At 71.1% G+C, this 11441-nt stretch carries 8 protein-coding genes and 1 pseudogene; 5 read left to right on the forward strand and 4 right to left on the reverse strand.

Going from position 1 to position 11441, the window contains the following annotated elements; all coding sequences use genetic code 11:
* The 4 genes and pseudogenes from DMH12_RS33890 to aroQ all read left to right on the forward strand — a co-directional run.
* Window positions 1-1174: pseudogene (locus DMH12_RS33890) on the forward strand (export associated protein); the annotation flags it as partial.
* A 255-nt stretch (window positions 1175-1429) separates the two neighbouring features.
* Complete coding sequence (locus DMH12_RS33895) at window positions 1430-2428, forward strand: TerC family protein (protein WP_125495180.1); 999 nt, start codon at window positions 1430-1432, stop codon at window positions 2426-2428.
* A gap of 152 nt (window positions 2429-2580) precedes the next feature.
* Window positions 2581-3681, forward strand: a complete 1101-nt coding sequence (locus DMH12_RS33900) for a calcium:proton antiporter (protein ID WP_125495181.1) — start codon at window positions 2581-2583, stop codon at window positions 3679-3681.
* 101 nt (window positions 3682-3782) lie between these two features.
* On the forward strand, window positions 3783-4256 hold the full coding sequence (gene aroQ, locus DMH12_RS33905) for a type II 3-dehydroquinate dehydratase (protein ID WP_125495182.1): 474 nt from the start codon (window positions 3783-3785) through the stop codon (window positions 4254-4256).
* Between the two features lie 208 nt (window positions 4257-4464).
* On the opposite strand, the gene DMH12_RS33910 is transcribed toward aroQ, so the two are convergent.
* Both DMH12_RS33910 and DMH12_RS33915 read right to left on the reverse strand, forming a co-directional pair.
* The gene (locus DMH12_RS33910) at window positions 4465-5121 is read right to left on the reverse strand and encodes an MBL fold metallo-hydrolase (RefSeq protein ID WP_125495183.1); all 657 of its coding nucleotides are present in this window, start codon (window positions 5119-5121) and stop codon (window positions 4465-4467) included.
* A gap of 49 nt (window positions 5122-5170) precedes the next feature.
* Window positions 5171-5857: a maleylpyruvate isomerase family mycothiol-dependent enzyme gene (locus DMH12_RS33915; protein ID WP_125495184.1), complete on the reverse strand. Its 687-nt coding sequence runs from the start codon at window positions 5855-5857 to the stop codon at window positions 5171-5173.
* A gap of 224 nt (window positions 5858-6081) precedes the next feature.
* Between DMH12_RS33915 and uvrA the strand changes: the two genes are divergently transcribed.
* The gene (gene uvrA / locus DMH12_RS33920; RefSeq protein ID WP_125495185.1) at window positions 6082-9159 is read left to right on the forward strand and encodes an excinuclease ABC subunit UvrA; all 3078 of its coding nucleotides are present in this window, start codon (window positions 6082-6084) and stop codon (window positions 9157-9159) included.
* A gap of 163 nt (window positions 9160-9322) precedes the next feature.
* On the opposite strand, the gene DMH12_RS33925 is transcribed toward uvrA, so the two are convergent.
* On the reverse strand, window positions 9323-10231 hold the full coding sequence (locus DMH12_RS33925; protein WP_125495186.1) for a carbohydrate kinase: 909 nt from the start codon (window positions 10229-10231) through the stop codon (window positions 9323-9325).
* Window positions 10228-11292 carry a LacI family DNA-binding transcriptional regulator gene (locus tag DMH12_RS33930; protein WP_125495187.1) on the reverse strand — a complete coding sequence of 355 codons (1065 nt, stop codon included), beginning with the start codon at window positions 11290-11292 and terminating at the stop codon, window positions 10228-10230. Before DMH12_RS33930 ends, DMH12_RS33925 begins: the two co-directional genes overlap by 4 nt.
* Window positions 11293-11441 lie beyond the last annotated feature (149 nt).

The following is an 11441-nucleotide window of genomic DNA, read 5'->3' on the forward strand; positions in this document are numbered from 1 at the left end:
GCCCCCGCCGGCCGCGCCCCCGGCCGAACCGGGCCGGCCCGCCCGGCCCGTCGCCGGTGACGCCACCGGCTGGTCCCTGGAGGAGCGGCTCTACAACCAGGTGTGGGGCATGTTCGAGGACCTGTCCCGCACCACGGCCGCGTACCGCAGCGCCGTCGACTTCGCCGACTCGCGCCTGGAGAAGGAACTCGACCAGGCCCTCTCCGACCCGCGCAGCCGGATCGGCGGACAAGGTGACGCCGCCCGTGAGGCGGCACGTGCCCGGCACGACCAGTTGGTCGCCCAGGCCAGGGAGGTCCTGGACCGGGACGTCGCCCAGCTGGTCGCCGAGGCCGAGGTCGTCGAGCCCGCCCTGCCCGCGGCGTTCGCGCGCTGGGACAACCCGGTCTGGCACGCCTACCGCGTCCCCATGGAGATACCGATGGCCCTGCGGCTGGGCGATCTCCATCTGCCGGAGGCCGACCGCGTACGCATCCCGCTGCTGATGCGGCTGCCGCTGGAGCGCGGTCTGTGGATCGACAGCGGGCGTTCCGCCGCGCTCGACGGTTCGGTCTCGGACTCCCACGAGACGCGGCGGCTGGGCCTGGAGACGGCGGTCGCGCACGCGGCCCGGCTGCTCGCCGTGTACCCGGCGGGCGAGTTCACCGTGCACGTCATCGACCCGGCCGGATCCGGTGCGCAGCCGCTGGCACCCCTCGTGCAGAGCGGAGTGCTCGCCGCTCCGCCCGCCCTCGGCGCGTCGGGGACGGCGGACGTTCTGGCCCGCCTCACCCAGCGAGTCGACCTGGTGCAGATGGCGTTGCGCGGCGGTGCTCCCGACGCGCTGCCGCCCGGTGTCGACACCTCCCAGCAGCTCCTGCTCGTCAACGACTTCCCGCACGGCTTCGACGACCGGGCGGTGAACCAGCTGCGCTACCTCGCCGACGAGGGGCCGGCCGTCGGCGTCCACCTGATGATGGTCGCCGACCGGGAGGAGTCCGCGGGGTACGGGCCGCTGCTGGACCCGCTGTGGCGTTCACTTCTCCGGCTGACACCGGTGCCCGACGACCACCTGGCCGACCCCTGGGTCGGGCATGCGTGGACGTACGAGCCGGCGCTCGTGCCGCCCGGCAGCCAGGTGCTCCAGCAGGTCCTCGCCCAGGTCGCGGCGGCCCGCCGTTCTTGGGGCGGTTAAGGGCTCCGAGCTGGTCTTTTGAGCGTAATTTGCAAATCTCTTTACCCTCCCTTGGTGAATGGGGTACTGTCGTCCGTACGGAGGGGAGTACTCCCTGTCTGTGCGGCGACCCCGTCAATACGGATCAGGCCAGATCCCGGGGCGTCGGCCCGTGGGTTCCGCGGACGCACAGTGCGTTCCGGACACCCGGGGTGGAAGAGACCTCCGGCAGCGACGACGCTGACATTTGCCGTGTGACGCACTGCCGGAGGCGTAGTGGAAGTTTCTGTGACCCTGTGGGTCCTGACCATCGTGGGCCTCGCCGCCCTCATCGCGGTCGATTTCTTCATCGGCCGCAAGCCGCACGACGTATCGATCAAGGAAGCGGGAATCTGGACGATCGTCTGGATCGTTCTCGCGGGCCTCTTCGGAGTCGGCCTGCTCATCTTCGGCGGCGGCCAGCCCGCCGGCGAGTTCTTCGCGGGCTTCATCACCGAGAAGTCCCTCAGCGTGGACAACCTGTTCGTCTTCGTCCTGATCATGGCGAAGTTCGCGGTGCCCTCGCAGTACCAGCAGCGTGTGCTGCTCATCGGTGTCCTCATAGCCCTGGTCCTCAGGGCGATCTTCATCGCCGCGGGCGCCGCGATCCTCGCCAGCTTCGCGTGGGTCTTCTACATCTTCGGTGCCTTCCTGATCTGGACCGCCTGGAAGCTCATCCAGGAGGCCCGGGCCGACGAGGAGGACGAGGAGTTCGAGGAGAACAAGCTCCTCAAGGCCGCCGAGCGCCGCTTCGGTGTCGCCGACCGATACCACGGCACCAAGCTGTGGATCGAGGAGAACGGCAAGCGGATCATGACCCCGATGCTGGTCGTGATGCTCGCGATCGGCACCACCGACGTGCTCTTCGCGCTCGACTCCATCCCGGCGATCTTCGGTCTGACCCAGGACCCGTACATCGTGTTCACGGCCAACGCGTTCGCCCTGATGGGCCTGCGCCAGCTGTACTTCCTCATCGGCGGTCTGCTGAAGAAGCTGGTCCACCTCTCGTACGGCCTGTCGGTCATCCTGGGCTTCATCGGCGTCAAGCTGGTGTTGCACGCCCTGCACGAGTCCGGGGTGCACGTTCCCGAGATCAGCATTCCGGTCTCGCTCGGCGTGATCTGCTCCGTCCTGATCATCACCACGATCACCAGCCTGCGGGCCTCCAAGAAGCAGGCCGAGGCCAATGCGGTGGCCGGGAGCGACGACGCCGAGAAGGACAGCGTCGAAGCCTGACCGGACACGGTCCGATCCCCAGTCGGTCGTAGGCCGGTCGTAGGCGACCACCACCGGGAGCGGCGGGCGGCGAAGAGCCGCCCGCCGCTTCCCGTTCGCCGGTCCGTGTGACAGAGAATGCGGGGCACGTCGCCCTCTGCGACGATCGCCGCATGATCACGCGTCCCAGGGAGCTCATCACGCAGTGGACCGCCATCAGTCCGATGGCCGCGGTGGTGCTGCTGATCCTCACCTGGGGACGAGATCTGCCCGGAGCCCTGGTCGCGCTGATGACGGTCGTCCTCGCGATGGCCGTCCTGGCCGCCGTGCACCACGCGGAGGTCGTGGCGCATCGGGTCGGCGAACCCTTCGGCTCCCTGGTCCTCGCCGTCGCGGTGACGGTCATCGAGGTCGCGCTCATCGTGACGCTGATGGTGGACGGCGGCGACAAGAGTGCCACCCTGGCCAGGGACACGGTCTTCGCCGCCGTGATGATCACCTGCAACGGAGTGGTGGGCCTCAGCCTTCTGGTCGGTTCCCTCCGGCACGGCATCGCCCAGTTCAACGCCGAGGGCACCGGCGCCGCCCTCGCGACGGTGGCGACCCTGGCCACCCTCAGCCTGGTACTGCCCACGTTCACCACCAGCGCGCCCGGCCCGGAGTTCTCCACCGTGCAGCTCACCTTCGCGGCGCTCTCCTCGCTGATCCTCTACGGCCTGTTCATCGCGACCCTGACCGTGCGGCACCGCGACTACTTCCTGCCGATCACCCGGCACGGTGAAGTGATCACGGTCGAGGAGCACGCCCACGCCCCGTCCGCCCGTACCGCTCTGATCAGCCTGGTGATGCTGGCCCTGGCGTTGATCGGCGTCGTCGGACTGGCGAAGGGGGTGTCGCCGACGATCGAGGACGGAGTGGAGGCCGCCGGGCTCCACCACGCCGTGGTCGGCGTCATCATCGCCCTGCTGGTGCTGCTCCCCGAGACCATCGCCGCGGTGCGTTCCGCGCGCCGCGACCGGGTGCAGACCAGCATGAACCTCGCCCTCGGCTCGGCGATGGCGAGCATCGGCCTGACCATTCCCGCGGTCGCCCTGGCCTCCGTGTGGCTCACCGGCCCGCTGGTCCTGGGCCTGAGCGCCATCCACATGGTGCTGCTCGCCCTGACCGTGATCGTCGCCTCGCTGACCGTCGTGCCCGGACGGGCCACCCCCCTCCAAGGAGGAGTCCACCTGGTGCTGTTCGCGGCGTACCTGGAGCTCGCGATCAATCCGTAGGCGCAGGGGACGGCCCGCCGGTGCACCGACGCACCGTGATAGACCGGGGGCCGAGCAGCGGTCGCGCAAGGGCCGCCGCACCCTCACGGACCGGAGGAACCGTGCCCCGCACCCTGGCCAACGCCCCGATCATGATCCTCAACGGCCCCAACCTGAACCTGCTGGGCCAGCGACAGCCGGAGATCTACGGCTCCGACACCCTCGCCGACGTCGAGGCCCTGTGCGTGAAGGCCGCGGCGGCACACGGCGGCACGGTGGACTTCCGGCAGTCCAACCACGAGGGCGAACTGGTCGACTGGATCCACGAGGCCCGGCTGAACCACTGCGGGATCGTGATCAACCCCGCCGCCTACTCGCACACCTCCGTGGCCGTCCTGGACGCGCTCAACACCTGCGACGGGCTGCCCGTGGTGGAGGTCCACATCTCCAACATCCACCAGCGGGAGCCGTTCCGGCACCACTCCTACGTCTCGCAGCGCGCCGACGGAGTCATCGCGGGGTGCGGTGTGCAGGGATACGCGTTCGCCGTGGAGCGGATCGCCGCGGTGGCCGGGACGGGACAGGCCCGGGCCTGAGCCCGCCGGGGCCGCCGGTCGAGGGCGGGAATCGGGAGACCGGCGGCCCTTACCGCTCGGGAGCCGTCATCCCGCGCGGGGCTGCCTCCAGTGGACCGCCCCCGCCGGCGGGCCGGGAGCGCGCGCGGAGCACCGGTGTGTGCGAACGCGTCACACGGGGTGCGCACGCCGGTTCGAGCGCGGGGTGTCCGCGGCGCGCTCCCGTCGCTCACCAGCCGCGTGCACGCCACTCCGGCAGGTGCGGCCGCTCCGCGCCGAGCGTGGTGTCGTCGCCGTGTCCGGGATAGACCCACGTCTCGTCCGCGAGCACGTCGAAGACCTTCGCCTCCACGTCGTGGAGCAGGCTCGCGAACGCCGCCGGGTCCTTGTGGGTGTTGCCCACACCGCCCGGGAAGAGACAGTCCCCCGTGAACACATGGGGGTGCCCGTGCGGATCGTCGTACACCAGGACGATGGAACCCGGCGTGTGGCCGACCAGGTGGCGTGCGGTGAGTTCCACCTGCCCCACCCTGATCGTGTCCCCGTCGTCGACCGCGACGTCGGTCGGTACCGGAATGCCCTCGGCGTCGTACCGGCCGGCGTGGGTGCGGGCCCCGGTGGCGGCGACGACCTCGGCGAGTGCCTGCCAGTGGTCGCCGTGGCGGTGGGTGGTGACGACGGACGCGATGCCGTCGTCACCGATCGTGCCCAGCAGCGTGTGCGCGTCGTTGGCGGCGTCGATCAGCAGTTGCTCGTCGGTGGCCCGGCAGCGCAGCAGATAGGCGTTGTTGTTCATCGGGCCGACCGCGACCTTGGTGATCATCAGGTCCTTGAGCTCGTGCACGTCGGCGGGTCCGCCGACCGTCACCTCTCCGCTGTACGTCATGACGGCCAGCCTAGCTCCGGGAGGCGGTCCGCGGACCGCCGTGCACGGGCTACAGCGGCGGGAGTTCCGGCAGCGGGCCGCCCGTCACCGTGAGCGCGGCGCCCTCGCGGCGCCCGGCGAGCCAGCCGAGCAGATCCGCCGGGGCACCGGTCACGGTCACCTCCGGTGCGTCCGCCTCCCGGCCCGTGCGCCACGCGTGCGTACCGTCCGTCAGCCGGGTGGGCGGCACGTCCGGGTGTCCCGTGAAGCGGGCGGCGAGGAAGTCGGTCTCGCGCCCGGTGAACTCCGCCGGAAGATCCTCCAGCTCGTACCCGATGCCCAGGTCCACGTGGTGCAGCTCCACCTCGACCCACCGCCGGAACGGCACCCGGGACGCGGAGTCAGTGACACCGTTGCGCAGCTCCACCGTGCGCGACCAGTCCGCGGGCGCCGCACCGGCCGCCTGGAACCCGGCCGCGCTCTCGCGGACGTCCGCGAGCTGGGCGTCGAGGGCCCGCGGGGCGTCCCGCTCGATGTCGGCGTCCCGGGCCTCGCCGGAGACGTACATGGGGCGTCCTTCGAGGACGTTCACGAGGGCGTCGGCGTTGCGGGCGAGGTGGGCGAGGACGTGGCCGCGGGTCCAGCCCGGAAGCCGTGACGACTGCGTCACGGACGCGTTGTCCAGTTTCCCGACCGCGGTGAGCAGCCGCTCGGTCGCGTCACGTACAGACGCCAGGTCATGAGCGTGATCAATCATGGTGCTGACCCTAGACCGGGCCACACCTTCGGGTGAAGGTTGTGGACGACGCCCGCTATTCGAATGTGCGTGCTATAAGGTCGGAGGCGGCGTCGGGCATGCTGGGAAGTCGGGGTTTGTTGACAACCGGTGAATCCGACCGGCGTTGTCAGTGGCTCCCCCTAGTCTGAGAAAAGACGGGGGCCCCGCCCCTGTCACTTCTCTCAAGAAAGGTGCGGACCGGCGTGGCCGACCGTCTCATCGTCCGTGGCGCGCGCGAGCACAACCTGAAGAACGTCTCGCTCGACCTGCCGCGTGACTCGCTCATCGTCTTCACGGGCCTCTCCGGGTCGGGCAAGTCCTCCCTGGCCTTCGACACCATCTTCGCCGAGGGCCAGCGGCGCTACGTGGAGTCGCTCTCCTCCTACGCCCGGCAGTTCCTCGGCCAGATGGACAAGCCGGACGTCGACTTCATCGAGGGTCTCTCCCCGGCGGTCTCCATCGACCAGAAGTCGACCTCGCGCAACCCGCGCTCCACCGTCGGCACCATCACCGAGGTCTACGACTACCTGCGCCTGCTCTTCGCCCGCATCGGCAAGCCGCACTGCCCGGAATGCGGCCGGCCGATCTCGCGCCAGTCGCCGCAGGCCATCGTCGACAAGGTCCTCGAGCTGCCGGAGGGCAGCCGCTTCCAGGTGCTGTCGCCGCTGGTGCGCGAGCGCAAGGGCGAGTTCGTCGACCTGTTCGCGGAGCTCCAGACCAAGGGCTACTCCCGCGCGCGGGTGGACGGCGAGACCATCCAGCTCTCCACCCCGCCGACGCTGAAGAAGCAGGAGAAGCACACCATCGAGGTGGTCGTCGACCGCCTCACCGTCAAGGACTCCGCCAAGCGCCGCCTCACCGACTCCGTCGAGACCGCGCTCGGCCTGTCCGGCGGCATGGTCGTGCTCGACTTCGTCGACCTCCCCGAGGACGACCCCGAGCGCGAGCGCATGTACTCGGAGCACCTGTACTGCCCCTACGACGACCTGTCCTTCGAGGAGCTGGAGCCCCGCTCCTTCTCCTTCAACTCGCCCTTCGGCGCCTGCCCCGACTGCTCCGGCATCGGCACCCGCATGGAGGTCGACCCGGAGCTGATCGTCCCCGACGAGGACAAGTCCCTCGACGAGGGCGCCATCCACCCCTGGTCGCACGGGCACACCAAGGACTACTTCGGCCGCCTGATCGGCGCCCTCGCGGACGCGCTCGGCTTCCGCACGGACATCCCCTTCGCGGGCCTCCCGCTGCGCGCCCGCAAGGCCCTGCTGAACGGCCACAAGACCCAGGTCGAGGTCCGCTACCGCAACCGGTACGGCCGCGAGCGCCGGTACACCACGGCGTTCGAGGGCGCGATCCCCTTCGTCAAGCGCCGGCACAGCGAGGCCGAGAGCGACTCCAGCCGCGAGCGCTTCGAGGGCTACATGCGCGAGGTGCCCTGCCCCACCTGCGAGGGCACCCGGCTCAAGCCCCTCGTCCTCGCGGTCACCGTCATGGGCAAGTCGATCGCCGAGGTCTCGGCGATGTCCATCAGCGACTGCGCCGACTTCCTCGGCGAGCTCAAGCTCAGCGCCCGCGACAAGAAGATCGCCGAGCGCGTGCTCAAGGAGGTCAACGAGCGACTCCGCTTCCTGGTCGACGTCGGCCTGGACTACCTCTCGCTGAACCGCGCGGCCGGCACGCTCTCCGGCGGCGAGGCCCAGCGCATCCGGCTGGCCACCCAGATCGGCTCCGGACTCGTCGGCGTGCTCTACGTCCTCGACGAGCCGTCCATCGGCCTGCACCAGCGCGACAACCACCGGCTGATCGAGACCCTCGTCCGGCTCCGCGACATGGGCAACACCCTCATCGTCGTCGAGCACGACGAGGACACCATCAAGGTCGCCGACTGGATCGTCGACATCGGCCCCGGCGCGGGTGAGCACGGCGGCAAGGTCGTGCACAGCGGCTCCCTCAAGGGACTGCTCGACAACGCCGAGTCGCAGACCGGCCTGTACCTGTCCGGCAGGAAGGCCATCCCGCTGCCCGACATCCGGCGCCCGCACGACCCGTCCCGGCAGCTCACCGTGCACGGCGCCCGGGAGAACAACCTCCAGGACATCGACGTCTCCTTCCCGCTGGGCGTCTTCACGGCCGTCACCGGTGTCTCCGGCTCCGGCAAGTCGACCCTGGTCAACGACATCCTGTACACGCACCTGGCCCGCGAGCTGAACGGCGCCCGGAGCGTGCCCGGCCGCCACACGCGCGTGGACGGCGACGACCTCGTCGACAAGGTCGTGCACGTCGACCAGTCGCCCATCGGCCGCACCCCGCGGTCGAACCCGGCGACGTACACCGGAGTCTTCGACCACGTCCGCAAGCTGTTCGCCGAGACGACGGAGGCGAAGGTCCGCGGCTACCTGCCCGGCCGCTTCTCCTTCAACGTCAAGGGCGGCCGCTGCGAGAACTGCGCGGGCGACGGCACGATCAAGATCGAGATGAACTTCCTCCCGGACGTCTACGTCCCGTGCGAGGTCTGCCACGGTGCCCGGTACAACCGGGAGACCCTGGAGGTCCACTACAAGGGCAAGTCCATCGCCGACGTCCTCAACATGCCGATCGAGGAGGCGACCGACTTCTTCGAGGCGGTCCCCGCGATCTCCCGGCACATGAAGACGCTCAAGGACGTCGGCCTCGGCTACGTCCGGCTCGGCCAGTCCGCGACCACCCTGTCCGGCGGTGAGGCCCAGCGCGTCAAGCTCGCCAGCGAGCTGCAGCGCCGCTCCACCGGCCGCACGGTCTACGTCCTGGACGAGCCGACCACCGGTCTGCACTTCGAGGACATCAGCAAGCTGCTGACGGTCCTGGCCGGCCTGGTCGACAAGGGCAACACGGTCATCGTCATCGAGCACAACCTCGACGTGATCAAGACCGCCGACTGGGTCGTCGACATGGGGCCCGAGGGCGGCGCCGGCGGTGGCCTGGTGGTCGCCGAGGGCACGCCCGAGCAGGTCGCCGGGGTTGCCACCAGCCACACCGGCAAGTTCCTGCGGGACGTCCTCGGTGCCGACCGGATCAGCGACGCGTCCTCCGTGCGGAGCCCGCGCAAGGCGGCGGCGAAGACGGTGGCGTCCAAGGCCACCGCCAAGAGCACCCAGACGAAGCCGGTCGCGGACACGGCCGCGAAGAAGGCCGCTCCCAAGGGGGCCGCGGCGAAGAAGACCACCGCGAGGACCTCCGCCACGAAGACGGCCAAGAAGGCCGCCAAGCCCGCCGCGAAGAAGACGACGCGGACGAGCAAGGCCTGAGCCGGACCGGCGCCGCACCGGCCGACAGCGACGCGCCGGGGCCCACGATCATCCGTGGGCCCCGGCGCGTCGCCCATGCGGCCCGGACGGGCAGTCCCGCACGGGCGGGCGCCCGCGGGATCGACGACCCGGCTCGCGCGCTCCACGCCCGCCGGGCGCGCCGTCAGACGGTCATCTCGTGGGCGTACGGCGGTTCGGCGCCCGCGCGGGAGCAGGTGATCGCCGCCGCGCGGGCGGCGAAGCCCAGCAGCCCCGTCCATCCCTCCGGTCCCAGGGTGGTCAGGCCCTCGGGGTCGAGGGCGTCGCGTGCGGCGAGGCCGTGCAGCAGTGCCGCGTTCACCGTGTCGCCCGCACCGATCGTGTCCACCACCTCGACCCGCTCGCCCCGCACCGCGTACTCGCCCCCGTCGCGGGTGAACGCGGTGAGCCCGGCGCCGCCCCGGGTGACCACGACCGCCGCGGGTCCGGACGCCAGCCACTCCCGGGGCGTGCCGCCGAGCCACGCGGCATCCTCCTCGGACAACTTCAGCAGCGACACGGACGGCAGCCAGCTCTTGAACCGGGCCCGGTAGGCGTGCGGGTCCGGAATCAGTCCGGCCCTGATGTTCGGGTCCAGCGCCGTGAAGACGCCCCGCGCGGCGGTCTCGCGCAGCAGCCCCTCGTACGCGCTCGCACCCGGCTCCAGCACCAGCGAGCAGGTCCCGAAGGACACCGCCCGGGTGCCCGGCGGCAGGTCGGCGGGCACCGTGAAGAGCCGGTCCGCCGTGCCGTCCACGTAGAAGGAGTAGGCGGCCGAACCGTCCGCGTCCACCGAGGCCACGGCGAGCGTCGTCGGTTCGGTCCCGCGCTGCACGGGCGCGACGTCCACACCCGTCTCCCGCAGCCGGTCCAGGAGCGCCTCGCCGAAGGCGTCGTACGAGACCCGGGAGCAGAAGGCGGTGGGGGAGCCGAGGCGGCCGAGTGCGACGGCCGTGTTGTACGGACCGCCACCGAGGGCGGGCCGCAGAGCGGCGAGGGCGCCCGTGCCCTGCGGTACCAGGTCGATCAGTGCCTCACCGGCGACGACGATCACGGGAGGGTCCTTTCGGGAGCGGTGACGTGGGCTTGCCCGGTCTGCTCGGGGCAGCCGCAGGACGTGCGGTGGACGAAGGCGCAGGGCAGCCGCACGGTCCGGGCGGGCCGGTCCGGCGCGGCGAGGCGCTCCAGCAGCAGCCGCACGGCCTGCGCGCCGAGATCCCTGCTGGGCTGGGCGACGGCGGTCAGGCGCGGCGTGAAGAGGTCGGCCCACGCGAAGTCGTCGAAGCAGCACAGCGCGAGGTCGCCGGGCACGGACAGGCCCCGGTCCCGGAGGGCCCGCAGCGCGCCGATCGTCATCGCGTTGTTGGCCGTGACCAGCGCGGTGGGCGGCACCGCCCGTGACAGCAGGGCCGCGGTGGCTCGTTCGCCACCGTCCGCCTCGGAGTCGCCGTGGACCAGCAGCCGGTCGTCGAAGGGCAGTCCGGCGGCCGCGAGGCCGTGCCGGTACCCGGTGATCCGCTCGCGCGTCGTGCTGAGCCCCGGCCGGCCCGCGACCAGGCCGATGCGGCGATGGCCGAGCCCGGCGAGGTGTCCGACCAGCAACGCCGTCGGCTCGGCGCCCTCCGCGCAGACCTGGTCGAAGCGCGGCGCGCCGTCGCCCTCCGGTACCTCGACCGACCGGTCGAGGAACACGGCCGGCACCCGGTGGCGCCCGAGGTAGGCGACCAGGTCCCCCGGCTCGGCGGAGGGCGCGACGATCATGCCGTCCACGCGCCGCTCGTGCAGCAGCTGTACGACCTTGCGCTCGTGTCCGGGATCGTCGTGCGGGTCGGCGATGAGCAGGCCGTAGCCGTGCTCCAGCGCACTGGCCTCGACGCCCTGGAGGATCTCCGTGAAGTACGGGTTGCTGATCGCCGACACCGCGAGCCCGATCGAGCGGGTGCGGGAGGTCACCAGGGAACGGGCCAGCGTGTTGGGGGTGTAGCCCAGCTCCTCGACGGCGTCGAGCACCGCCTGGCGGGTGCCCGGCAGGACCGGGCGCGTGTCGTTGAGCACGTGCGAGACGGTCGCCACGGAGACCCCCGCGCTCCGTGCGACATCCACCATGGTCGGCATCGGCGTCCCCGTTTCCGTATCGCCGCGCACCGGCCCCGTGTCGCGTGTGCGTGCTTCGGCCGGGACGGTACCCCATGCGCCGGGTCGGCGTAAACGCTTGCGCAAACGTTTACGCCACCGTCCGGAACAGCCCACCCGCCCCGGAACGC

Source organism: Streptomyces sp. WAC 04229, from assembly GCF_003947455.1.
In the GTDB taxonomy this organism is placed as follows: Bacteria; Actinomycetota; Actinomycetes; order Streptomycetales; family Streptomycetaceae; genus Streptomyces.